Origin of the sequence: Thermoproteus uzoniensis 768-20 (assembly GCF_000193375.1) — an archaeon.
Classification (GTDB): Archaea; Thermoproteota; Thermoprotei; order Thermoproteales; family Thermoproteaceae; genus Thermoproteus; species Thermoproteus uzoniensis_A.
The window spans coordinates 1003177-1025285 of the sequence record NC_015315.1; the positions used below are offsets into that span (position 1 = coordinate 1003177).

27 protein-coding genes are annotated in these 22109 nt (G+C 60.7%); 8 read left to right on the forward strand and 19 right to left on the reverse strand.

All coding sequences use genetic code 11. The annotated features are described in order from the left end of the window. Positions 1-77 precede the first annotated feature (77 nt). Genes TUZN_RS05580 through TUZN_RS05595 form a run of 4 tightly spaced genes read right to left on the reverse strand, consistent with a single transcriptional unit; the run spans position 78 to position 4010 of the window. Positions 78-1442 (reverse strand): ATP-binding protein, encoded by a 1365-nt coding sequence (locus TUZN_RS05580; protein ID WP_013679976.1) that lies wholly within the window; start codon positions 1440-1442, stop codon positions 78-80. A gap of 35 nt (positions 1443-1477) precedes the next feature. Continuing rightward, positions 1478-2113 (reverse strand): DUF120 domain-containing protein, encoded by a 636-nt coding sequence (locus TUZN_RS05585; RefSeq protein WP_013679977.1) that lies wholly within the window; start codon positions 2111-2113, stop codon positions 1478-1480. Next, entirely contained in the window at positions 2092-2652 is a 561-nt protein-coding gene (locus tag TUZN_RS05590) for a class II aldolase/adducin family protein (RefSeq protein ID WP_013679978.1), read from the reverse strand. The genes TUZN_RS05585 and TUZN_RS05590 overlap by 22 nt, the downstream gene beginning before the upstream one ends. After that, positions 2649-4010: a digeranylgeranylglycerophospholipid reductase gene (locus TUZN_RS05595; RefSeq protein ID WP_013679979.1), complete on the reverse strand. Its 1362-nt coding sequence runs from the start codon at positions 4008-4010 to the stop codon at positions 2649-2651. The genes TUZN_RS05590 and TUZN_RS05595 overlap by 4 nt, the downstream gene beginning before the upstream one ends. Positions 4011-4094: 84 nt before the next feature. Here TUZN_RS05595 and TUZN_RS05600 point away from each other — a divergent pair, with 84 nt between their 5' ends. From TUZN_RS05600 to TUZN_RS05610, 3 genes are read left to right on the forward strand one after another with little or no spacing between them, the layout of a single operon-like run. Beyond that, entirely contained in the window at positions 4095-4502 is a 408-nt protein-coding gene (locus TUZN_RS05600; RefSeq protein ID WP_013679980.1) for a Holliday junction DNA helicase, read from the forward strand. A gap of 20 nt (positions 4503-4522) precedes the next feature. Beyond that, the gene (locus TUZN_RS05605) at positions 4523-4759 is read left to right on the forward strand and encodes a hypothetical protein (protein ID WP_013679981.1); all 237 of its coding nucleotides are present in this window, start codon (positions 4523-4525) and stop codon (positions 4757-4759) included. A 38-nt stretch (positions 4760-4797) separates the two neighbouring features. Next, on the forward strand, positions 4798-5481 hold the full coding sequence (locus TUZN_RS05610; RefSeq protein WP_013679982.1) for a metal-dependent hydrolase: 684 nt from the start codon (positions 4798-4800) through the stop codon (positions 5479-5481). On the opposite strand, the gene TUZN_RS05615 is transcribed toward TUZN_RS05610, so the two are convergent. Further along, positions 5478-5966, reverse strand: coding sequence for a hypothetical protein (locus TUZN_RS05615; protein ID WP_013679983.1), 489 nt, complete (start codon positions 5964-5966; stop codon positions 5478-5480). The two genes, TUZN_RS05610 and TUZN_RS05615, sit on opposite strands and share 4 nt — an antisense overlap. Then, entirely contained in the window at positions 5963-6586 is a 624-nt protein-coding gene (locus TUZN_RS05620; RefSeq protein WP_013679984.1) for a TATA-box-binding protein, read from the reverse strand. The genes TUZN_RS05615 and TUZN_RS05620 overlap by 4 nt, the downstream gene beginning before the upstream one ends. Positions 6587-6723: 137 nt before the next feature. Here TUZN_RS05620 and TUZN_RS05625 point away from each other — a divergent pair, with 137 nt between their 5' ends. After that, positions 6724-7062 carry a 30S ribosomal protein S25e gene (locus tag TUZN_RS05625; protein ID WP_013679985.1) on the forward strand — a complete coding sequence of 113 codons (339 nt, stop codon included), beginning with the start codon at positions 6724-6726 and terminating at the stop codon, positions 7060-7062. Here TUZN_RS05625 and TUZN_RS05630 read toward each other — a convergent pair. The 5 genes from TUZN_RS05630 to TUZN_RS05650 are packed head-to-tail and all read right to left on the reverse strand — an operon-like array spanning position 7059 to position 10621. After that, on the reverse strand, positions 7059-7769 hold the full coding sequence (locus TUZN_RS05630; RefSeq protein ID WP_013679986.1) for a hypothetical protein: 711 nt from the start codon (positions 7767-7769) through the stop codon (positions 7059-7061). The genes TUZN_RS05625 and TUZN_RS05630 overlap by 4 nt on opposite strands. After that, positions 7735-7974: a FaeA/PapI family transcriptional regulator gene (locus TUZN_RS05635; RefSeq protein WP_013679987.1), complete on the reverse strand. Its 240-nt coding sequence runs from the start codon at positions 7972-7974 to the stop codon at positions 7735-7737. The genes TUZN_RS05630 and TUZN_RS05635 overlap by 35 nt, the downstream gene beginning before the upstream one ends. Before the next feature lie 57 nt (positions 7975-8031). Beyond that, the gene (locus TUZN_RS05640; protein ID WP_013679988.1) at positions 8032-9081 is read right to left on the reverse strand and encodes a hydroxymethylglutaryl-CoA synthase; all 1050 of its coding nucleotides are present in this window, start codon (positions 9079-9081) and stop codon (positions 8032-8034) included. Beyond that, the gene (locus tag TUZN_RS05645; protein WP_013679989.1) at positions 9078-9476 is read right to left on the reverse strand and encodes a Zn-ribbon domain-containing OB-fold protein; all 399 of its coding nucleotides are present in this window, start codon (positions 9474-9476) and stop codon (positions 9078-9080) included. The genes TUZN_RS05640 and TUZN_RS05645 overlap by 4 nt, the downstream gene beginning before the upstream one ends. A gap of 32 nt (positions 9477-9508) precedes the next feature. Next, a complete protein-coding gene (locus TUZN_RS05650; RefSeq protein ID WP_013679990.1) occupies positions 9509-10621 on the reverse strand; it encodes a thiolase family protein in 1113 nt (370 codons plus the stop codon). 35 nt (positions 10622-10656) lie between these two features. On the opposite strand from TUZN_RS05650, the gene hmgA reads away from it, so the two are divergent. Next, positions 10657-11874 carry a hydroxymethylglutaryl-CoA reductase (NADPH) gene (gene hmgA / locus TUZN_RS05655; RefSeq protein ID WP_013679991.1) on the forward strand — a complete coding sequence of 406 codons (1218 nt, stop codon included), beginning with the start codon at positions 10657-10659 and terminating at the stop codon, positions 11872-11874. On the opposite strand, the gene TUZN_RS05660 is transcribed toward hmgA, so the two are convergent. Beyond that, the gene (locus TUZN_RS05660) at positions 11864-12274 is read right to left on the reverse strand and encodes a hypothetical protein (protein WP_052886120.1); all 411 of its coding nucleotides are present in this window, start codon (positions 12272-12274) and stop codon (positions 11864-11866) included. The two genes, hmgA and TUZN_RS05660, sit on opposite strands and share 11 nt — an antisense overlap. Before the next feature lie 115 nt (positions 12275-12389). Here TUZN_RS05660 and TUZN_RS05665 point away from each other — a divergent pair, with 115 nt between their 5' ends. Further along, complete coding sequence (locus tag TUZN_RS05665; protein WP_013679993.1) at positions 12390-14975, forward strand: DNA-directed DNA polymerase I; 2586 nt, start codon at positions 12390-12392, stop codon at positions 14973-14975. Positions 14976-14990: 15 nt separating this feature from the next. Here TUZN_RS05665 and TUZN_RS05670 read toward each other — a convergent pair whose 3' ends face one another. Together TUZN_RS05670 and TUZN_RS05675 are read right to left on the reverse strand one after the other, a co-directional pair. Next, positions 14991-15392, reverse strand: coding sequence for a DUF2286 domain-containing protein (locus TUZN_RS05670; protein ID WP_013679994.1), 402 nt, complete (start codon positions 15390-15392; stop codon positions 14991-14993). Positions 15393-15442: 50 nt separating this feature from the next. After that, positions 15443-15994, reverse strand: a complete 552-nt coding sequence (locus tag TUZN_RS05675; RefSeq protein WP_052886307.1) for a CDP-alcohol phosphatidyltransferase family protein — start codon at positions 15992-15994, stop codon at positions 15443-15445. Between the two features lie 85 nt (positions 15995-16079). Here TUZN_RS05675 and TUZN_RS05680 point away from each other — a divergent pair, with 85 nt between their 5' ends. Beyond that, entirely contained in the window at positions 16080-16370 is a 291-nt protein-coding gene (locus TUZN_RS05680) for a 30S ribosomal protein S26e (RefSeq protein ID WP_013679996.1), read from the forward strand. Continuing rightward, positions 16367-16855 carry an RNA methyltransferase gene (locus TUZN_RS05685; protein WP_013679997.1) on the forward strand — a complete coding sequence of 163 codons (489 nt, stop codon included), beginning with the start codon at positions 16367-16369 and terminating at the stop codon, positions 16853-16855. The genes TUZN_RS05680 and TUZN_RS05685 overlap by 4 nt, the downstream gene beginning before the upstream one ends. Here TUZN_RS05685 and proS read toward each other — a convergent pair. The 5 genes from proS to TUZN_RS05710 all read right to left on the reverse strand — a co-directional run bounded on the left by proS (position 16849) and on the right by TUZN_RS05710 (position 22109). Next, a complete protein-coding gene (gene proS / locus TUZN_RS05690; protein ID WP_052886121.1) occupies positions 16849-18312 on the reverse strand; it encodes a proline--tRNA ligase in 1464 nt (487 codons plus the stop codon). The two genes, TUZN_RS05685 and proS, sit on opposite strands and share 7 nt — an antisense overlap. A gap of 356 nt (positions 18313-18668) precedes the next feature. Beyond that, positions 18669-19454 (reverse strand): tRNA (adenine-N1)-methyltransferase, encoded by a 786-nt coding sequence (locus TUZN_RS05695; protein WP_013679999.1) that lies wholly within the window; start codon positions 19452-19454, stop codon positions 18669-18671. A 20-nt stretch (positions 19455-19474) separates the two neighbouring features. Further along, positions 19475-20059 carry a YkgJ family cysteine cluster protein gene (locus TUZN_RS05700; RefSeq protein WP_052886308.1) on the reverse strand — a complete coding sequence of 195 codons (585 nt, stop codon included), beginning with the start codon at positions 20057-20059 and terminating at the stop codon, positions 19475-19477. Positions 20060-20082: 23 nt separating this feature from the next. Next, complete coding sequence (locus TUZN_RS05705; RefSeq protein WP_013680001.1) at positions 20083-21105, reverse strand: ABC transporter ATP-binding protein; 1023 nt, start codon at positions 21103-21105, stop codon at positions 20083-20085. A 5-nt stretch (positions 21106-21110) separates the two neighbouring features. After that, positions 21111-22109, reverse strand: a complete 999-nt coding sequence (locus TUZN_RS05710; RefSeq protein WP_013680002.1) for an ABC transporter ATP-binding protein — start codon at positions 22107-22109, stop codon at positions 21111-21113.

Sequence of the window (22109 nt, forward strand, 5' to 3'; positions counted from 1 at the left end):
ACTCAATTAAAGTAGCAAATCTATAACTATATATTCCTTTTTCCTATGTTGTAGCTAGTCTTATGTGAGCGCGTGCCCTAGACCTCCCTTATCCTCAACAGTATGGGCTTCCTCAACGGGTTCATGAGGCCCGTGACGAAGAACTCCCTGGGCTGTAGCTGGGTCAAGACGCCTTCGCTCACGTCCGCTAGGTCTAAATAGGCCGAGATCTCCCTCAGATCTGTCGGCGCGGTCAATCTGCTGAAGAAGACGGTCCCCAGATTCGCCCTTATCGAGGGGTCTATATCGCCCGCTATCCGTTGGCTCGCCAGTATTACCGAGAGGCCCCACTTCCGCCCCTCTCTGGCGGTGGTCTCTATGGGGTCTTTCGATATGGCCCAGCCGGAGGGCGCGTAGTTCTGGGCCTCGTCTATGACGAAGACTGTCGGCCTAGGCTCTCTGGCCTTCCTCACCTCGGCCCACGCCTCCTCTATTATCGAGGCCACTATCGCCTGCTTGACCGCGAGGTCTGTGTCGTAGCTGAGATCCACGACGACTGGATAGGGCCGGGAGTTCAGGACGTCGGCCGGGGACTTCACCCTCTTGTTCAACGCGGCGAAGAAGTCGGGGTCTACCAGCTGCTTGATGAAGAGCTCGACCCTCTCGGTGGTCGTGTCGCGGGCGTTGAGCCTCTTCATGGTCCTCCTTACGTGGGCCAGATAGGCGTCCTTGCTCCACTGGCCCTCGAAGGTCATGGTGGCTATCTCGATATATTCCCCGTAGCTCTGCCAGGGAAGCTCGGCGAGCTTGGCTATGACAGACGCCAGGACGTTGGGCGGTATCCTTATCTCCGAGGACCTAACGACGTTGTCGTAGTAGGGGGCGTAGTCGACGCCTGTGTGGTCGAACACCACAACTCTGACGTCTCTCCTCGCCACCTCGCCCAGAAGGGCCCTGATAAGCCTGGACTTGCCCATGCCGGTGGCCCCGAACACCCCCACGTGGTGCGATAGGTAGGCCAAATCCAGCGGCACCTCCCAGCCCGAATATTTGTGGGCCCCCACCACCGCCGCCCTTTCGGGCGGAACCCTCACCGGAGGGCCTCCCTTGAGGAGAAACACTCTGGAGCCGGGGGTGGGTATGTGCTCGACCTCTCTGAGCCCTCCGGAGGGGTCCAGCTCCACGTACGGCTTCACCACGGCCGTCGTGTAGGGCAACAAGACGCCGTAGTCCAGCATGTCGGGCCTGTCCACATAAGGCGTCCTGACCCTATCTCTGACTATCGGCTCCAGCTTGGTGACTCTGCGGAGGAACCCGACGACCACTACGTCTGGGTCGGCCGCGTCTCTGACGGCCACCATCTGCTCCTCCTGGGCGTATCGCTCCGCCTGTCTGTATATCTGGACCGGTATCGACGATATTGTGGCGCCGCTGACCACGAGCCCCAGCTCTATCGAAGACACTAGGGCTACGCCGCCCCGTTATTAAAGGTAACGCGCTACAACAACTGGACCTCTACTGAGACGGGGTCGCCGTCGTTGAGGGCCAAGGCGTCTCTCAATCTGACCGGCGCGATTATCTCGACGACCTCCGGCCCGTGGTGGGTCCTCTCTATGACCAGCAAGGCGCAGTCTATCCCGCCGACCTTGCACTTGAACGCCTTGACGTTGCCGTACGTCCTCACGCCGTCCGAGAAGCCCTTTATCAATATGCCGGGGAGGGCCTCGAGGTAGCGCCTATATATGAGGCTGTCCGCCGTCAGGACGACGTTTAGGGTGCCGGGATACGGCGTGAAGCCAAGCTTCTCCTCGATCTGCCTCCGGTAGCCCTCCAGCGATACGTAGAAGGCCCCCTCGCCGAGGCCTCTCGCCACGTAGCCCTCGAGCCGTATGCCCGACATGCCGAAATACGCCATGAGGCTCCTCAACGCCTCCTTCAGAACCTCGCGGCCGGCCTCGGCGATTTTTATGTAGGGGCCCTCCTCCACATATCCGGCGGCCCTCAACCTCCTCAACGCCTTGTGGAGGCCCTGCCTCGATATGCCCAAGGCCTTGGCCGCCTCGGACGGCGGCAGGCCCTCCACCCCGGCCAACGCAATTAGGTAGCCGAGGACTACGGGCCTCCGCCTAGCCATATCCTCGCGAGGGTGGCCAAGGCCAGGTCGTTCACCACCTCGGCCCTATTCACCGCCTCGGCCAGGCTGGGGCCCACCGCGACTACGCCGTGCTTCTTCATTATCGCCACGTTGGACTTGGCGAGGGCCTCCGCCACGGCCTCAGCCAGCTCCCAAGTCCCGGGCTTGATAGGCGGCACCACCGCTATCCCCCCTCCGAGGTACGATTCGCTCTCCAGGAGGAGGTCGGCCTCTATCCTCTCGGCTAGGACCGTCGGCAACACCGCGTGGGTGTGGACCACGGCCGCCACGTCGGGCCTCCGCCTGTATATCGCCACGTGCATCCTCCACTCCGAGGACGGCGCCCTCTCGCCCTTGACCACTCTGCCGTCTAGATCTATGTAGACGAGGTCCGAGGGCCTCAGGAGGGGCTTAGGCGCCGATGTGGGCGTTATGACGACGAGGTCGCCGAGCCTGGCGCTGATGTTGCCGCTGAGGAGGGTGGTCTGGCCTCTCAGATAGAGCAGTCTGTAGTACTCGACGATCTCCTCCTCTATCACGTCGGCATTGGGCCGAGCCCTATCTTCCTGCGGTACTCCCCGTAGGCCTCCATTACCCTATCGTGCCATCTGTCCAAGCCCTCGGGGCTCCTCGGGTAGTCCAGATACATATCGCCTATCCTCTTGGCGTACTGCATGGCGTTGTACAGCTTCATCAAGAGGCCGGGCCTCGTTGCGAACTGCAACGCTATCCTCATCTTGTCGACGACTGAGAGAGTCACGCCGCGCGATGATATGTCCAAGACGTCCTCCTCGGTCAGCAACTTCCGGGAGAGGCCGAAGTTCAGGTCGTCGTTGTCGAGCGTCTGGAGCATTAGCCTTATCACGTCGAGCTGGGCTTGTCTATAGCCCCACTCGTTCATGTAGTCCACGTTGTAGCTCCAGAGCGCCGTCGTGTCGAACCTCCCCTGCGAGAAGGCCCGCTCTATGGCCTTGGCCGCCAGCTCGCCGGTCAGCAAGGCCTGCCCGATGCCACCTCCGTGGAGCGGGTTGACCGCGGCGGCCGCGTCGCCCACAGCCAGTATTCCGTTGCCCACCAGCGACTTGAGAGGACGACGCGTCGGTATGAACCCGCCGCCCATGTGGACCTTCTCCTTTATCTTGTACCGGGGCTCCAGATACTTCTTGTAGTTCGCGTTGGGGTTTATCTTCAGGACGCCCCATATGCCTAGCCCCACGTTGACGAAGTTGGAGGAGTAGGGGAAATCCCACCAATAGCCTCCCGGCGATATGGTCTGGTCCAAGTAGATCTTGATATACTGGGGGTTCTCCACCGAGTCCTCTATGTAGAAGACCTCCCTATAGGCGTGGGAGACGTCTTCTGGGTGGAGCCTCTCGGAGATGGGCCACGTGTCGGGGAGCTTGGTCCTGATAACGCCGACGGAGCCCGACGCGTCTACGACAACCTTGGCCCTGAACTCCTTGTGCACTCCCTGTCGGTTGTCGGTGGCCTTCACGCCGACCACATGGCCGTTTTCCAATATCGGCGCGACCGCGGTGTGGCCCTCGAAGAACGCGGCGCCTGCGTTGACGGCCTCCTTCACGAGCCACTTGCCCCAGTTGAAGCGGTCGAGCATGTAGCCCTCGCCGGCTATGACGTACTTAGTCCTCATGTCGGGGCTGAAGAGCTCGACGCCCTTTATCTCGTTGACAAATATCTTGGGGTTTGGCGTGAGGAAGCGGGCCATCCTATCGACGTGGTGTTTGCCCAAGGCATCTCCGCAGGTCTTGACGCCGACTTTATCGCCGCTCTTGGAGTCCATGAAGGCCACCTTGAAGCCCCTCTTGGCGAGGTTGTAGGCGGTGTAGGCGCCGGCCGTGCCGGCGCCGACGACCACCACGTCGAACGATTCGGACATGGCTCCACAACCCATTCCCTATTTAAAGCCTTGCTCCTCCGGTATCACACAACCACTGATTTTAATACAGGCGCGGCCTCGGTCGTGACGAGCCCCAAAGCAAAGGGCGCATCCAAGGAGAGGTCTATAGCCAATCTGCTGTGGGAGAGAGGCTGCGCCGTGCTGCGCGGTTGCTCCTCGGGGGGAGGCGTGAGGAAGAGGTTCGTGCCCGACGTGGTGGCGATCTGTAGAGGCAGGGTCCTAGTCATGGAGCTCAAATATAGGGCGAAGAGATCCGCCATAAGGATAGAGGCGGAGAAGGTGGAGGGCCTTCTGGACTTCGCGTCGCGGGCCGGCGGCAAGGCGTACGTCTTGGCGAAATTCGGCAGAGGGCCGTGGAAGGTCTTCGAGGTCAAGGAGCCGGGCGGCTTCTCCATAAACGGCGATATGTACGACGCGGCGCCTGAGCTGGACCACCTCCTCGCCTCGATCTTCAACAAACAATTGATATAAGGCCGACCGGAGGATGGGGCGTGGAGGACGTCAACGCGCTTTTGGAGCTCGTGAAGGCGAAGGCCAAGGAGCCGTTGAAGTACGCCAAGGTCATCTACGACCCCAAAAACAAGACGTACCGCCTCAAGCTCGTGTTGCTCAAGCCCATGCCCTTCTCAACGCTTAAGGAGATAGCGGCAGCCGCGGAGGCTAAAGGGTACCAGGTGTCCATATACGCCCCCCATGCCCGCGCCATACGCCTAGATCTGAAGAAATAGTCGGGTGAGAACTTATAAAACAGCATTCGGGATCCGATATGCAGTTGAGGTGGTTCGGCCACTCGTTCTTCCTGGTTGAGGCGGGCTCCCTGAAGATATTGATAGACCCGTGGGCCACCCACCCGCTCTCGCCGACCACTGTGGAGGAGGTGGTCGCGCTGCGCCCGAACTATATACTCGTTACACACGACCATCTGGACCATCTAGGCGAGTCGGTCGACATATCTAAGAAGACCGGCGCGCCGATAGTCGGCACCTTCGAGCTCTCGCTGGAGGTCGCCGAGAAGGGGATTCCGGAGGCGCAGACCATAGGGATGAACATAGGGGGCACCGTCAAGTTGGGGGACGGCGTGGAGGTGTACATGACGCCTGCGTTGCACACAGCCAATAGAGGCGCCCCGACAGGCTTCGTCATATCCACGCCGGAGGGCAACGTATACCACGCCGGCGACACCGGCGTCTTCGGCGATATGGAGCTCATAGGCAAGATGTTCGACATAGACGTGGCTCTGCTCCCCATAGGGGGCTTCTACACCATGGGGCCCCGCGAGGCTGCCTGGGCTGTCCAGCTCTTGAGGGCCAAGTCGGTCGTGCCCATGCACTACAACACCTTCCCGGTCATCAAACAAGACCCCGAGGACTTCAAGGCCAGAGTGGAGGCTGTGTCCAGCAGCAAGGTCTACGTGATGAGGCCCGGCGAGACGCTTAAGGTAAAAGGCTAGACGACCTCGACCTCCCTGTAGGCGTTGCAGACCAGCAGATCCACGGGCCCGCAGGTGGAGCACCCGTCGCATTTTAGGCGGCCGCGGAGGGCCTCCTCGACCCACGTCTGGTCGAAGCTGTCGGCGTTTAGGAATAGGCCCTCGGCGAGGGCGCCGTCGATCCTCCTAAGCTCTTCCCGACTCTCCACGAGGTAGTACCCTCGCGCCGCGGCTCCGGGCCTCAGCAGAGGCTTGACGCGCCTCCCTCTTATAGCCAAGCCGTCTACGAGAATCAGCACGTCGGGTCTGATCTCGGCCGCCAGCCTCACCGCGACCTTGTTCTTGGTCCTCAAGGCCACGGCCGAGTAGGCCGATCTAAGAGCCTCCACGAGGCACGCTAGGTCGTCGTCAACGTAGGGGATGACGTTCGGCTTTACGGCCTCGCAGATGGGGACAAGTAGGGGTAGGTCCGTCCTTATTATCTTCTCTGCATAGAGGCCTATCACTCTTCCTCCTCGCCCTCCTCCTCAAGCTCCTCGGCCTCCTCGCCGCCGCCCTCCTCGACGTAGAGCACCCCTATCTCCCTAAGCTTGTCGTAGAGCTGCTGGACAGCCACCGCGACGTCCTTCTCGGACTTGGCGCCGGTGCACACTATCTTGCCGCTGCCGAATATCAAGACGACGACTCTGGGATCGGTCATTCTGTAGATTAGGCCGGGGAACTGCTCCGGCTCGTACATGGCGTTCTCCAACAACAGCGCCGCCTGCTCTAGGTCGACCTCGGCGTTTAGGCTACCCGAGGCCACTATGTTCTGTACTTGGACCTCGGGGTTGAGCGGCACGTTAGCGCCGTGGTCGTTCAAGAGCTTCACCAAGGCGTGGACGGCGTTCTTCAGATCGTTCTCGTTCTTGGCGCCGGTGCACACCATCTTGCCCGTCCTGAAAATCAAGGCGGAGATCCTCGGCTTGGTGAGCCTCAAGATAAGGCCGGGGAACTGGTCTGGGTTGTACTCGGCCACGGGCAACTTCTCCGCCAGCTGCTCCAGGTCGAGCTCGACGCCGAGATTGACCGTCGCCACTATGTTCTCTATCTTGTGAGTAGGGCCCTGCCTTTTAGAAGATTCCATACCCACTTTTTAAACTCTATTTAAATACGTAGGCTTTAAAACTTCCGCCTCCTCCCCGGCACAGCGCGTATACGCGCCGACGCCGGCGCCTGGCAGGTTCTGCGCAAAGCTTTATATAATTCCGCGTACCGTGGCCAGTGGGCGGGAAGAAAAGGCCTACCCTAAGCCAGCTCGCCAAGAAGGCCGAGAAGGCCCAACAACAGCAACAACAAGCCCAAGCTAAGGCCAAGAAGAAGGAGGAGGCGGGGCCTAAAAGGCCGGCGCAGTCGGCTTTCGACAAGTTGCTTGAGGCCCTCTCGAAGGATATACAGTCGATGCCTATAGTGACGGTCTACGAAGTGGCCAGCAAGTACGGGGTCAAGATGACCGTGGCCCGGAAGGCTCTCAGAGCCCTTAGAGACAAAGGCGACCTCGTGCTGGTCGTCAAGGGCCACAGGACTGAGGCCTACATCCCGGCGCGCCGCGCGGCGAGCTAAAGCTTGGTCTCCCTTTTCAACTCCACCCTCTTCTTCAGATTCACCACGCCCAGTTCGTGGAGCTCCACTATGTCGTAGGACCTCAAGATGTTCAGCACTTTCTTCAACACCTCGGGATCGGCCTTGGTAGCCCTCTTGAGATCCTCGAAAAACCTCAGAAGGCCGACGCTGGGATAGTTGGAGAGGTAGAGCAGAACCGCCTCGAGGAGGCGCCTCGCCTCCCGCGCGTCGAGGCCCAAGACGTCCGAGGCCGTATCCGCCAGGTAGGCCAGGTCGATCTTGCCTCCGGCCGGGCCGGCCCCCGTTGCTGGCTCGCTCCGGCCCTCCGACGGGCCCGCCTCGGCCTTTTCGGCCTTCTCCCTCTCCTCCTTCGCCGGCTCCTTCCTCTCTGCCTGGGCTACGGGCTTGGGCCGGCTCTCTGCGGTCGGCTCCTTCTTAGCCTCCCGGGGCTGTCTGGGCTTCTCGACGGGCTTCGGCCTAGGCGCCTCTTGTCGGGCCCTCCCTCCGGCGAGGTCTAGCAGGCTCAACTGGCCCTTCCGCTCCCTCTTCGCCTCCTGCCTCGCCTGGCCTTGGTAGAGCCTTAGGCTGAGCGGCCCTATGGCTATCTCCGGCCCGTCCGCCTCGCAACCCTGTTTGGCGCAGAGTATCGAGGCCGCGAGGACGCCTAGAAGCTCACTGTTCTTTAAGTCCGCTTTCTTGCTCAACATTGAGGCGCCAATAGGCTATCTTCCCGCGCCGCACCTCCTTTATGAACCCCTCCTTCTCCAACATCTTCAACACGTAGAAGATCTGGCTGTGGCTCATGCCGGTGAGCCTCATTATGGCGCTGGTGGTGAGCTCCCCGTGCTTCTTCAGCAACTCCAGTATCTGGTCCTTCCTCTGGAGGACCTTGTCCGTCTGGCGGCGGGGCATATAACGAGAGGCGCACGGGTTTTTAATCTTGGGGACTATAAAAAAGGTATTACCGGCCTATTCGAAGAGTTTTACCATCTTCCTATTCTTGAGATATGTCGCGTAGTCTATGTATATCTTGTCGGCTATCATGTCGTCCACCTTGGGGACGTCTGCCCTCTGCCTTTCCAGAACGACGTCGGTCACGTTTAGGACGAACGCGTTGGAGCCGGCGCCCGAGCCGAAGGTCACCAACAAGATCTTGTCGCCCGGCTTCGCTTGCTCCAGGACTCTGGCGAGGCCCATCAAGGCAGACGCGTTGTAGGTGTTGCCTATGTGGGTCACCACTATCCCCGGCTTGACCTTCTCGGGCGGGAAGCCCAACATGGAGGCCGCGCGCATGGGGAACCTCCCGTTGGGCTGGTGGAATATGGCGTAGGCGAAGTCGGACACCTTGTAGCCGTACTTCTCCATTACGCCCTTGGCGGCGCCGACCACGTGTCTGAAATAGGCCGGCTCTCCCGTGAAGCCCTCCCCGTGCATGGGGTACGGAGAGCCCTCCCTGCGCCAGAAGTCGGGCGTGTCGGAGTTGTAGGTGTATATAGCCTCGAACTCGGCCGCCACGCCGTCCTTACCTATGACGTAGGCGACTCCGCCGCTACTGGCCGAGTAGTCCAGGTGCTCCCCCGGCTCGCCTTGGGACGTGTCCGTGCCTACGGCAAGTCCGTACTCCACCCTGCCCGAATCAACGAGGCCGGCTATGGCGACTATCCCGTCGGAGGCCGCCTTACAGGCGAACTCCATGTCCACAGTGAATACGTTGTTCGTGAGGCCGAGGGCGTCGATCAGGATAGACGATATGGGCTTCACGGCGTATGGCTTGGACTCTGTGCCGGAGTACACGGCCCCTATCCTCTTGGGGTCGACGTTGCCTCTCCTGAGAGCCCTTCTGGCGGCTTCCGTGGCTATGGTCACCGCGTCCTCGTCATACCCCTCCACGCTCTTCTCGTAGACCAGATAGAGGTCCACGATCCTGGTGGGGTCGTCGCCCCAAGTAGCGGCGATGTCCTCGGTCCTTATCCTGTATTTGGGTATGTAGGCCCCCCAGGAGACTATGCCGGTCCTCATGGCCTCGGCCTAAACTTGTACCCGTACATCACGAGCCCGTATTTCCCGTCCACGACCACGCGTCTGAAGACCACCTCCATCTTCTGGCCGGCCTTCAACTTCTCCGGCGCCGCGTCGACTATTTGGCCGAGCACCTTGACGGGGCCCAGCTTCACGAGGCCTATCACCAACGGCTTCTGTTTGAGGAAGTCTGTGGGGACCGACCTCAACACTGTGAACTCCACCAGCTCCCCCTCGTGGGGCAGTTGAAAGTCCTCCAGCTCCGCCGACCCGCACTTGGGGCATTTGACCGCCGGCGGGTAGTAGACCTCGCCGCATTTCCTACACCGTTTGGCCACGAGGCGGTAATAGCTAGGTATGTTGCGCCAGTATAGGGGAACCGACTCGTGTTCCATAGAGCCTAGCTCATACTCGTTAATATCTTTTGCTATAACCCCAGAACGACAACGGTCGAAGTCCTATCGACGCCGCCCATGGAGTGGACCACGCCTATAGAGCCGTCGACTCTCTTGAAGGGCCCTCTGCCGATAAGTTGCCAGACCACCTCTACGGCTTGGTAGACGCCGGTGGCGCCCATAACGTTCCCTCTGCTCTTCAGGCCGCCGCTGAGGTTGACCCTGACCTCGGCGCCCGACCTCAACGAGGCGAGGAGCCCGCCGCGCGGGGCCAGGCCGAGGGCCTCGACCGCGAGGACGCCCAATATAGAATAGGAGTCGTGGACCTCGGCGGTAGCCACGTCGCGCGGCGTCACGCCGGCCATTCTGTAGGCCCTCTCGGCGGCCTCTCTGGCCGAGTACAGCACGTCGTACTCCTGCCTTGCGTTGAAGGGCACGGCGTTGGTGGAGCTCCACATGCCCAACACTTTCGCCACGCCCTTTCTGCTACACAGAACGGCCGCGGCGGCGCCGTCCGCCATAGGCCCCACGTCGTACAGCCTCAAGGGGTCGCTGACCAGCTCGCTGTCGAGGACGTCTTCAACCTTCGCCTGCTTCCTTATATAGGCGTAGGGGTTCGAGGCGCCGTATTTGTGCATGAGGACGGGCCAGAGGGCTAGGTCCTCGTACTTGTACTCGTACTTGGCCAGATACATCTTGGCCATAAGCGCGGCCTGCGCCGCTGGGGTCACGCCGAAATACCGCTCGTAGACGCTGTCTGTGGCGGTCGAGTATATGTCCTGTTGCTGGTTTGAAAGGACGTCGTTGGGCTTGTCGACGCCGACCACCGCGACGCAGTTGTAGAGGCCCGACCTAACCGCCATGGCGGCCGCCATGAGGGCCGAGCCGCCAGAGCCGTCGGCGTTCTCGACTCTGTAAGTGGCTATCTTGTCGAGGCCCAGCCGCGAGGCTATGTAGGCCCCCAACATCTGCTGTTTATCCGCCTGCTCGGCGGTCGCCGACGCCACGAAGAGGGCGTCCAGCTCCGGATAGCCGGCGTCTTTTAGAGCCTCGTCGAGGACTCTCGCCGCCATCTCGTCGATGTTCAGGTTGTAGTGGCGGCCTGTCTGCATCATGGCCGTGCCGTTTACCCATACGTCTTGCATCGAAAACTTGATAAGACAACGTATTAAAAAGTTGAGTGGAGGAAATAATCGAGGCCCTGGACAGCGGGAAGCTGAAGCTACACGAGCTCGACAAGGAGTTGGGCGACTCCAACAAGGCGGCGGAGTACAGGAGGAGGTTCCTGGAGAGGAAGCTGGGCGTGAAGCTGGAGGCCATAGGGTCCACCGTGATAGACTTCAACAAGGCGGTGGGCAGAAATATCGAGAACCCCATAGGCGCCGCCCAAATACCGATAGGCGTGGCCGGGCCTCTGCTAGTCGAGGGGGAGTACGCGAGAGGCATGTTCTACATACCGCTGGCCACGACCGAGGGCGCCCTCGTGGCTTCGGTCAACAGAGGCGCCAAGATAGTGACGGAGTCCGGCGGAGCGAGGGCTAGGGTCGTCAGAGACGGCATGGCGAGGGCGCCCCTCTTCAAGCTACCGTCCTTGATAGACGCCTTGGATTTCGTCAAGTGGGTCGAGGCCCATAGGGAGGAGATAAAGAGGGCCGCGGAGTCCACCACTAGACACGGGAAGCTGAAGGAGATACAGCCGTTCGTTGTGGGGAACAACGTCTGGCTCAGGTTCGTGTTCGAGACCGGCGACGCCATGGGGATGAACATGGCCACCATAGCGTCGGAGGCGGCCGCTAAATACATAGAGAGGGGCTACCCCAAGGCCGAGCTGGTCGCGTTGAGCGGGAACATGTGCGTCGACAAGAAGCCCAACGCCGTCAATTTCCTGATGGGGAGGGGCAAGACGGTCGTAGCCGAGGCGTTGATAAGGAGGGAGGCGCTGTCGAGGCTCGGAGTGACTCCTGAGGCCGTACACGAGGTCAACGTGAGGAAGAACCTCCTCGGCTCTGCCCTCGCCCATTCCTACGGCTTCAACGCGCACTTCGCCAATATAATAACTGCGATATTCATCGCGACGGGGCAAGACGTGGCGCAAGTCGTCGAGTCGAGCATGGGCATTACCTGGACCGAGCCGCGGGAGGAGGGGCTCTACATATCGGTTACTCTCCCAAGCCTTGAGGTCGGCACTGTCGGCGGCGGTACCGGGCTCCCGACACAACGGGAGGCCCTCTCCATGTTGGGGGTCGCGGGGTCGGGCGACCCGCCCGGCGTCAACGCGCTCAAATTCGCCGAGATCGTGGCGTCGGCGGTCCTCGCTGGGGAGCTGAACCTAATACTTGCGCTGGCTAGAAACGAGCTCGCTAGAGCCCACCAGGCGTTGGGCCGTTCTAGGCAATAACTTGAGCTATTTTGTGAGAAAACTGCCTTATTTTCGGAATGACATTCTCTATATGCCAAAGCGGGTTTATAAAGACGATCAGCCAGCCCTTCTTGTTGGGCAACTCGAATATACCGACTTTATAGTTCATATACTTCACCATGACGTACTGGAAATCGCCGAGGCTCTCGTCTTGGTTCTGCCTGATTATGTTGACCAGCTCGATGAGGTTTGAGACTTGTCTAAGCGTTTTCGCAGTCAACGTATTCGGCAGATGGTGTATTACCGGGACGCCTCGCGAGTCCAATATCGTGACGCCCTGTATCACCTCGCCAATAACCTCTGTGAGGAGGATTTTCTTGAGGTCTGTCGACATTGTGGTCTTAGTCTCGTTCTTATGCGGCGAAACGTAAATGACCATTATTGTTCTCTACGCGGCTCTTTATTAACTTTTCCTTCCAGCGGCGGCCCCAGACGTTGCGGGAGATATTACGCGGTCTGGCACACGCTTTTAAATAACGCAGGGCCTTAAATCCGTGGCTTTTGAGGAAGAGGAGTTCCTAGAGGAGGGCGAGGAGATCCGGGAGTTTGAGGGGGAGGAGGTGGCCGAGTTTAAGATAAAGGGCGCCGTATCGACCTCCATACCGCCGTCGATAGTCCTCTCGGTCACCTACGACGGGGCGGAGGGCAAGGCCTTGGTGAAGCTCTACGACCCGGCGGGGGATATAGTCTACTACTGGTACGACAACACGGGACATAGGCCGTATCTCGTGACAGACCTCCCCCCCGAGGTAATCGCCGAGAAGTTCCCCGACGTGTTGAGGCATCCGGGCTTCAGCCACATGGAGGCGGTGGAGAAGTACGACGCTCTCTCCGATAGGAAGATTGTGATGACTAAGGTATACGCCAAGGACCCCCTATCCATAGGCGGGAGTAGGAAGTCTATCAGAGACGTGTTGCCCAAGACTTGGGAGTCCAGGATAAAGTACCACCACAGCTATCTGTTCGACAGAGGGATCATACCTGGCATGTGGTACCGCAGCGAGGGCAACGGCCTAATCCCCGTGGAGGTGGAGATACCGCCGGAGGTGGCCAAAAGCCTCTCCAGCGTCTTCTCCTCGGACGACGAGAGGGCCGAGGCGGCCAACTGGATACCGCTCTTCCAGGCCCCCATACCCCACATAAAGAGGGTGGCCATAGACATCGAGGTGTTCACGCCGCAAGAGAACAAGGTCCCCAACCCCAGAGAGGCGGAGTACGAGATAGTCTCTGTGGCCCTCGTCGGCAGCGACGGCTTGCGCAGAGTCCTCCTCTTGAGGAGGCCCGGCGTCAACGTCGACTTGAAGGCGCTCTCGGACGCAGAGTTCGACGTGATGTTCTTCGACAGCGAATACGACCTAGTCGCCGAGGTGTTCAAGACCATCGTCCAGTACCCCCTAGTGGTGACGTTCAACGGCGACAACTTCGACATGCCCTATCTCTACAACAGAGCGCTCGCCCTCGGCTTCAAGAGAGAGGAGATACCGGTAGTGGCCAGGAGGGACTACGTCACCGTGGCCCCCGGCATCCACATAGACCTCTACAAGTTCTTCGCGATAAAGGCGGTCGAGGTCTACGCCTTCGGCGGCGTCTATAGAGGCGAGAGGGGCCTAGACGCCATCGCATCGGCCATACTCGGCGTCGGCAAGGTCGAGAGGCAGGGAGTCGTGTCCTCCATGCCCCTCGACGAGCTCGCCGAGTACAACTTCCGCGACGCCTTCATAACCCTCTACTTCACCCTATACAACGACGAGCTGGTCATGAAGCTCATGTTGCTCTTGTCGAGGATAGCGAAGATGCCTCTCGAGGACTTGACCAGATCCCAAGTGTCGGCCTGGATCAGGAACATGCTGTACTACGAGCACAGGAGGAGGGGCTGGCTGATACCCAACAAGGAGGATATAATAAAGTCGAGAGGCGAGGCGTACACCAAGGCGATAATCAAGGGCAAGAAATACGCGGGGGCCGTGGTCTTGGACCCGCCGGCGGGGGTCTTCTTCAACGTCTACGTGCTGGACTTCGCCTCGCTCTACCCCTCCGTTATAAGCAAGTGGAATCTGTCCTACGAGACTGTCAACTGCCAGAACAAGGAGGGGGCCGAGAAGCCCATCGCCGAGCTTCCCCACTGGATATGTAAAGGGAGGAGGGGGATAACCAGCTTGTTGGTGGGCATCTTGAGGGACTTGAGAGTCCACGTCTACAAACGGCTCGCAAAGAGCGCGCCGACGCCGCAGGAGAAGGCCCTCTACGACGTCGTGCAGAGCGCGATGAAGGTGTTCATAAACGCGTCCTACGGAGTCTTCGGCGCCGAGACGTTCCCGCTCTACTGCCCGCCAGTCGCCGAGCTGACGACCGCGTTGGCCAGATACGTCATGACGAGCACAGTGTTGAGGGCCATAGAGCTGGGCATGGAGCCGATATACGGCGACACGGACAGCCTCTTCTTGTTGGGCGCCTCCGACGAGAGGATAAAGGGGCTTGTGGACTACGCCGCGCAGCTCGGCATAGACATAGACCTCGACAAGATATACAGGTTCGTGCTGTTCAGCGGGCGCAAGAAGAACTACTTGGGCGTCACGTCCGACGGCGGCGTCGTGATAAAGGGGCTGGTCGGCAAGAAGCGCAACGCCCCCGTCTTCGTCAAGGAGCTCATGGACGACATAGTGGAGAGGTTGAGGGCCATCAACACCCTCGACGACCTCTTCAAAGTGAGGGAGGAGGTGTCGGCCTTGGTCAAGGAGTACGAGTCGGAGCTACGCGAGAAGAGGATAACTCTGGACAAGCTCGCGATAAAGACCTCGCTTAACAAGGACTTGGACGAATATACCAAGAACAAGCCGCAACACGTCAAGGCCGCGGAGCTCTTGAGTAAGGCGATGGGCGTCAGGCTCGGCAAAGGCGACGTGATAGCCTATGTGAAGACCAGAGACTCGCTAGGCGTCAAGCCGGTGCAGCTGGCCCGTATAGACGAGATAGACGACCGCAAATACGTGGAGTTCATGGCGACGACTGTGGAGCAGGTGCTGGAGGCGTTGGGCTTCACCATGGAGGAGCTGAGGGGCGTGGGGAAACTGGTCGGGTGACGGGGGCCGTTTCGCCTATTCCTCCTCGGGGGCCGCGAACTCCTGCAACACCGAGCTGATTATCTGCTCGTCCGACGCGTCGTCTATATGGGGCGCGACGACCACCGCGTCGTCTATCCTCATGTTGTCGCCGGCCCACGTGCTGTTGTACACCACCTCGAAGACTGGCACCGTGACCTCTATCTTGTCGCCGACTCTCTTCGGCGAGAACTCCCTTATCTTCTCCAACAACTCTCTAGTTATCGGCGCTTGGTAGCTGAGGGTCACGAAATCCCTCAATATTATGAAGTCGGAGAGGGCGGGGTTCCATCTGTCCAGCCACCGCGCCCCCTCCTTCTTGACCGCCTCCATGATCTTCTCCTCCACGACCCTCTTCTCGACAACTTTGCCGTTGGATATCCTGGCCACCAAGCTCATAGTAGGCCGAACCGGGGGCGTTAAAAATGCTTCCCCCGCGGCGGGCGCCCTCAACGCTTGAGGGCCCGGTAGGCGGCCAGAAACCTATAGGCGGCGGCCGCGTTGACGAGCGCCGCGTAGAGGTATAGGGCTGGGACCAAGGCCTCTCTGGCGAACAAGCCCACGAGCGACGCGGCGAGGAGGTAGAGGATCCTCTCGGCCCTCTCCATGAACCCGACTCCCCTCATCGAGAGCCCGAGGGACTCAGCCCTCGCCCTCACGTAGCTGATCAAGAAAGTGCCCACGAGTGAGGCATATACGAGCAGATGGGGGACAGAGGGGTAGAAGTACAGCAGGATCAACGCGTCCGTATATCTGTCCAACGTCGAGTCCAAGAGGGCGCCCGGCCTCCCCGCGGTCCCCCTCGCCCTGGCCACCGCGCCGTCGACCACGTCGAGGGCCCCCACAGCCGCTATGAAGGGCCAGAGAGGCCAGCCGCTCCATGTCAAAAAGACGCCGAGGAGGGCCACGACGAGGGAGAGGGCCGTTACGGCGTCGGCGGGTATGGGTATGTACGCGCCGATTCTGTCGAGGTTTACGTACTTCCGCAACTTCTCGATCACGGCGCCCTCCACCCGCCTTTATTAATACATTCGCCGCGCGGGGCCCGGCGCAAAGTTTTATAAAGGGATCCGGTTCTGGGGCTGTATGCCGAAGAAGAGGAAGAATCGAGGGAGGCATAAGGGCGATAAGGGCCACGAACAGACGCTACACTGCGACAACTGCGGCAAGCTGATACCTAGGTCCAAGGCCGTGAGGGTGACCATACCCTACAGCCCCGTCCCGCCGGATCTGGCCAGAGAGCTCGAGAAACAGGGGGCCATAATACCTAAGTACTACATCACGAGGACCTACTGCATAAACTGCGCCGTGTTCTTCGGCCTAATAAAGGTGAGGCCTAGGGAGGAGCGGAAGAAGAGGGCGCCGCTCGCGGTTTGAGCTTCCTGATAAAGTCAGACACAGCCTGCTGGCGGGATTTCCCGCCCGAGCCCTTGGTCAAGGGGAGGGCCGACGTCCTCCTCGACTTCGCTCTGGAGGCCTTGAGGGCCGGCGCGTCGAGGGTCTATCTGACCTTCTGCGACGGAGTCGTAGTGGAGGTCGAGCAGACCTCGGCGAGAAGCGCCAGGGAGCTCGCCAGGGAGTTGCCCAACATGAGGCGCTACGAGGCGTCTCTGAGGGATATAGTGGGGAGGTGGGCCGGGCCCGTCTTCTATCTGCACGAGTCGGGCATCGACATAGATAGGGCGTCTATCCCGCGCGATTCGTTGATTGTGGTGGGGGATCAAGACGGCCTCTCGCAAGAGGACGAGGAGTTCTTGAGGGGGAGGGCCACGTGGGTCTCCATAGGCCCTCTGCCCTACCTCAGCTGGTTCTGCGCGCCCTACGTGGCCAGAAAGATGGGTCTGTCCCCCAGACGTCAGTAGCGCTCCGACACCCTAAGCCAGTAGCTGGCCTTCTTGTCGGGGCAGGCGAGGTCGCGCAGATCGCCGCCGCCCACGTCCGCCGGGGCGTCCATCGGTATGCCCAACGCGTCTGCCTGGAGGAGCTCGTCTATCTTCAAGCCGCAGTCGTTGTCGCCGCTCCAGGGCACCTCGACTATCTTCCCCTCGCCGAGCGCCTTCCTCGCCTCCTCGAGGCTCTCCGCCTTCACTACGGAGGACCTAAGCCTATCCCAGGCAGAGCGCCTTAGGTTCTCCTCGATCTCGCCCAGCAACTTCTTGACGGCGTCCTCCAGCTCGTCGAGGCCCACCGAGTATTTCTCCAAGGTGTCCCTCCTGGCCAAGACGACCGACCTCTGCTCCACGTCCCTCTTTCCTATCTCTATCCTCAAGGGGACTCCCTTGAGCTCCCAGTAGTAGAACTTCCAGCCGGGCGTTTTGTCCTCCCTATCGTCTATGTGGACCCGGACTCCGGACGCCCTCAGCCTCTCGGCCACGCTCGAGGCCGCCTCCATGACGGCCTTCCTCTCCTCTCCGTAAATTATGGGTACGACCACCGCCTGTATGGGAGCCAGCGCGGGGGGTATCGTGGTGCCCGCGTCGTCTCCGTGTATGATTAGCATGGCGGCTATGCTCCTCTCCGATATGCCGTAGGAGGTCGTGTGGACGTATTCGTGGCTGCCGTCCGGCCTCAAGTAGGTCACCTCGAAGACCTTGGAGAAGTTTGTGCCGAGGTAGTGGACTGTCCCTATCTGCAAAGTCCTCCCGTCGGGGAGGATCGTGTCGAAGGCTATTGTGTAGACGGCGCCGGCGAATTTGTCCCACTCGGGCCTCTGGGAGATCAAGTAGGGTATACACATCTTGTCGAATATCTTCTTGTATATGTCCACGGCCAGCCTCACCTGCCTCTCGGCGTCCTCCCTATCCGCATGCGCCGTGTGGGCCTCCTTGAACATGGATATCTCCCTCACCCTGATCATGGGGTTCGTCATCTTGGTCTCCGCCCTGAAGACGCTGACTATCTGGTAGACGGCGAGCGGCAGATCTCTGTGGTCCTGTATCCAGAGCTTGAACATGGGCATCATGGCGGTCTCCGAGGTGGGCCTCAGTATTAGCCTCTCGCCGGCCTCCCCGCCTTTAGAGACCCAGAACACCTCCGACTCGAACCCCCTTATGTGTTGCGACTCCTTGCTGAAGAACTCGTAGGGTATGAAGACGGGGAAGAGCACCTCTTGGTGGCCTGTGGAGTCGTGGAGCTCCCTGATGACGGCCTCGACGTTCCTCCTTATCTTCATGCCGTAGGGCCTCCAGACGAAGGCCCCCTTCACGGGATACCTTATGTCGTATATCTCCGCCTCCCGCAGAAGCCAGTGGAACCACTCCATCAAGTTGCCCTTGAGCTTCTCCCTAGGATGCGGCCTCGCCGCTCTGATCAACTGCATGGGGTTCGTCACGACCGGGTTAAAAACCTCTACGCGCCGTGGGGCAGAGGGTAATTCGTTTTTATGCGGAAATCCTCAACGAGGCTCTTGAGGCGCTCGAAATACGTGGGGGCCGGCGAACGCGCTAGGTGTTGTTGGTTGCCGAGGAGGGCGGCTAGCTGTCAGTGAGGCGATTGAGGCCTCGCTTGGGCTGACGGCGTTGGGGCAAGGACCTACGGGGAGAGACGCCTTGGGCGGGCTGGGCTTGGGCCGCTTAGTCGCCGGGATCCCTACGCGTAGTCTGCTTCCGCGACGGCATATGCGGCGAGGATTTCGTGGCTCGAAGGTCGAGGAGGCTGTCGATGAGGCGAGAGAGATTACGGGGAGGCGGCGGGCCGCGTCCGTCTAGGAGGCGCCCTCCCCCAGATTATAAGCCCCGTGAAGACCACGGCCCTCGTCTCGGGCCTCATCTCCCCCGGCTCTGCCTTCCACGGCCTGACCGAGACCTCGGCCATATTTATGTCGAGGAGGCCGCGGGACCTCATAGCGGCCACGCTCTTCTGGGCGTGCTCCACGCTGGTGCTGAACACCACGAGCACTCCGCCGGGCTTCAAGGCATCTAAGGCGGCGTCCATCGCAGTCCAGGGGCTCCCCATGTCGAGCACCACCGCGTCTAGGCCCTCGGCGCCGAAGCCGGCCGCCGCCACGTCCGCTACGGCTAGGTCGACGACCCCTTCGAGGCCTAGCGACTTTATATTGCCCCAGGCGACCTCCGCGAAGTCGGGCCTCACCTCGTAGGTCAAGACGCGGCCCAGAGGCCCGACACGCCAGGCGAGCACCGAGGCTAGGAAGCCGGAGCCCGTCCCGGCCTCCGCGACCTCGGAGCCGGGCCCTATCCCCGACACGAGGGCTATGAACTCGGCATCGACAGGATATATAACCTGCGTCGCGTGTCTGAGGCGGGGCAGTATGTCGTATATTGTGGGCCTCAACACGTAGAGCCTATGGCCTAAGGACGTCGTCACGACGTCCCCGTAGTCTGCGTTGTCGAGAGCAGAGGCCTCCACGTACCCCCTTATGGTCTCCAGCCGCCCCCTATGCCTAGCCACAATCTTCAGCCCGTCCTCCGACACCAGCATCACCCAGTCGCCGCGCCTCACCACGAGGCCCGTCGGGGCGTCAGTTAAAGCTTTGACGCGCGGGCCGCCGCCAGTGCGAACTCCAAGAACTTGTCGAAGTCCCCGTCGACCTCCGCGGACGCCACAAGCTTGTTCCACCGCTCCACGACCTCCCTATAGCTCTCCATCTCCCGCTCTCTCTCCACAGCCGCCTCGGCCTCCGCCGAGAGGTCGCGGACGGGGCCTCTGCCTATGCCTGGACAGAACCTCTCGGCGCCCTCGACCAGCTCCAGGCGCACCACGTCGCCGGGGATATATACGAAGGGGTAGAAGCGGCAGTTCAGCGGACGCGCGTCGTAGATGGAGCAGACGAAGCGCCCACTCCTCAGCTCGATGAATATACAGAAGCCGTCCAGCCTCTTCTTCAACACGAGGTAGTGCTCGCGGCCGTCGGACAGAAGAAACGCCGGCATTCCCCACTCGCCCACGGCGGCCTTGGGGATGGGCGCGGCGAAGTCCCGAGGCTTGAGGCCGGTCCTCTCGGCTATGCGCAGGAGATCCATATGGGTTATGGGGACCCAGTAGAGCCTACAGCACTCCCCGCAGAGAGCGCACTTGAACCTTATACGGGGCCCTACCCATTCAGGCACGGCGGCGGGTTCCAAAACGGTGGCTACCTCTTGACGTAAAGCCAACAGGCCGTGTAGACGCCCGGCCTGACCTCGACCATCGGCGGCTCCTCCCTCTTGCATATATCCATCGCGAAGGGGCAACGCGGGTGGAAGCGGCATCCCGGCGGCGGGTTGGCCAAGTTGGGCGGCTCCCCGGGCGCGACCTTCCTCGGCCTCAGCCTGTTCTTCGGATCCGGGTCCGGTATGGCCTCTATCAACGCTTGGGTGTAGGGATGCGCCGGCTCCCTCACCACTGCGCGGAACGGGCCGTACTCCACCAACTTCCCGGCGTACATGATGGCTATGTTGTCGCTGAAGTACTTTGCCGTCGATATGTCGTGGGTTATGTAGAGGAACGCGGCGTTGTGCCTCTTCTGGACTTCCTTTAGGAGGGTGAGTATCTCCACCCTCACCGATACGTCCAACATAGATACGGGCTCGTCGGCGACCACGAAATCCGGGTTGAGGATTATGGCGCGTGCTATGGCGACGCGCTGGCGCTGGCCGCCCGAGAGCATGTGCGGGTATTTGTTTATGAAGTCCTCGGGAGGGGTCAGCTTGACCTCCTCGAGGGCCTTGTACACCCTCTCCAGCCTCTCTTGCTTGGGGACTCCGTGTATCATCAGGGGCTCCTCCAATATGAAGCCGATGCTGTGGTACGGGTGGAGGCTGGAGTAGGGGTCTTGGAACACTATGGAGACCCTACGCCTGAACCACTTCCGTAGCTCGGACTCCTCCGCGCTCGTCACGTCCCTCCCGTCGAACAACAGCTCTCCGCCGGTCGGCTTCAACAGCCTTATCAAGGTCCTGCCGAGCGTCGTCTTGCCGCTGCCGGACTCGCCCACGACGGCGAGGGTCTCCCCCCTGGCCACGCTCAGACTCACGTCGTCTACCGCCTTGACGTATATGGGCTTCGAGAAGAGCCCTTTCTTGACCGTGTACCACAGCCTCAGTCTGTGGGCCACCACCAAAGAGTCGGCATGTACCCAAGGGGTGTCGGAGACCTCGACTATCTTGCCCGCCATGGCCCCTACAAACCGCCCGATTTAAATTGATACAGCCAGCACGCGGCCAGATGGCGCCTCCCAGTCCAAGGCTTAAGCTCGAACGCAGGCGGCTCCCTATCGTCGCAGAGCCCCTTGAGCGCCTTGTCGTTGGCGAAGTAGGGACAGCGCGGGTGGAAGCGACATCCCTTGGGCGGGTCGATGAGGCTCGGCACCTCTCCTGGTATATAGGACAGCTGTTTGTCGGTCCTCAGAGTGGGCATGCTGGACATAAGGCCTTGAGTGTAGGGGTGGGCCGGGGCGGCGTACATATCCTCTGCGCTACCTATCTCGGCGAGCTTCCCGGCGTACATCACGGCGACGGAGTCGGCGAGCTCGCTGGCTAGCGCCAGGTCGTGGGTGATGAATATATACGTGAGCTTCAGCCTCGCCTTCAACTCCTTCAGCAGGTTCATTATGTTGGCTTGGGTCATGACGTCGAGAGCCGACGTTGGTTCGTCCAAGATCAGGAGCTTGGGCCTCGCCATTATGGCCATAGCTATGACCACCCTCTGCTTCATGCCGCCCGACAGCTGGTGCGGGTATCTGTTGACGACGTCCCTCGGAAGGCCCACCGACTCGAGGGAGTCTTGGGCCAGCTTGAGGGCCTCCGACTTGGGCACGCCTTGTAGCACCAGCGGCTCCACCATCTGCTCGCCGACCGTGATGACAGGGTTGAGGGCGTTCATGGAGGCTTGCGGCACCATGGCCACTTTCCGCCAGCGTATCTCTCTCCTGAAGCGGTCCTCCGGCATGTGCAGGATCTCCTCGCCCTCTAGATAGATCTCGCCGTCGACTAACGAGACGTTCCTCTCCCAGACCCTAGTTATGGCCTTGGCCAGAGTCGACTTGCCGCTCCCGGTCTCGCCCACCACCGCAAGGGTCTCGCCCTCCTCCAGCTCGAACGAGACGCCGTCGAGGGCCTTCAGTATGCCCTTGGTCGTCTGGTAGTAGAGCCTTAAGTTTCTGACCTCCAGGAGCGGCAT

Bases quoted from the DNA above. Each gene is read 5' to 3' on its own strand.
- TUZN_RS05585 (WP_013679977.1), bottom strand. From the start codon at position 2,113: ATGGCTAGGCGGAGGCCCGTAGTCCTCGGCTACCTAATTGCGTTGGCC.
- TUZN_RS05595 (WP_013679979.1), bottom strand. From the start codon at position 4,010: ATGTCCGAATCGTTCGACGTGGTGGTCGTCGGCGCCGGCACGGCCGGC.
- TUZN_RS05610 (WP_013679982.1), top strand. From the start codon at position 4,798: ATGCAGTTGAGGTGGTTCGGCCACTCGTTCTTCCTGGTTGAGGCGGGC.
- TUZN_RS05620 (WP_013679984.1), bottom strand. From the start codon at position 6,586: ATGGAATCTTCTAAAAGGCAGGGCCCTACTCACAAGATAGAGAACATA.
- TUZN_RS05630 (WP_013679986.1), bottom strand. From the start codon at position 7,769: ATGTTGAGCAAGAAAGCGGACTTAAAGAACAGTGAGCTTCTAGGCGTC.
- TUZN_RS05635 (WP_013679987.1), bottom strand. From the start codon at position 7,974: ATGCCCCGCCGCCAGACGGACAAGGTCCTCCAGAGGAAGGACCAGATA.
- TUZN_RS05640 (WP_013679988.1), bottom strand. From the start codon at position 9,081: ATGAGGACCGGCATAGTCTCCTGGGGGGCCTACATACCCAAATACAGG.
- TUZN_RS05645 (WP_013679989.1), bottom strand. From the start codon at position 9,476: ATGGAACACGAGTCGGTTCCCCTATACTGGCGCAACATACCTAGCTAT.
- TUZN_RS05650 (WP_013679990.1), bottom strand. From the start codon at position 10,621: ATGCAAGACGTATGGGTAAACGGCACGGCCATGATGCAGACAGGCCGC.
- TUZN_RS05660 (WP_052886120.1), bottom strand. From the start codon at position 12,274: ATGGTCATTTACGTTTCGCCGCATAAGAACGAGACTAAGACCACAATG.
- TUZN_RS05670 (WP_013679994.1), bottom strand. From the start codon at position 15,392: ATGAGCTTGGTGGCCAGGATATCCAACGGCAAAGTTGTCGAGAAGAGG.
- TUZN_RS05680 (WP_013679996.1), top strand. From the start codon at position 16,080: ATGCCGAAGAAGAGGAAGAATCGAGGGAGGCATAAGGGCGATAAGGGC.
- proS (WP_052886121.1), bottom strand. From the start codon at position 18,312: ATGCAGTTGATCAGAGCGGCGAGGCCGCATCCTAGGGAGAAGCTCAAG.
- TUZN_RS05705 (WP_013680001.1), bottom strand. From the start codon at position 21,105: ATGGCGGGCAAGATAGTCGAGGTCTCCGACACCCCTTGGGTACATGCC.
- TUZN_RS05710 (WP_013680002.1), bottom strand. From the start codon at position 22,109: ATGCCGCTCCTGGAGGTCAGAAACTTAAGGCTCTACTACCAGACGACC.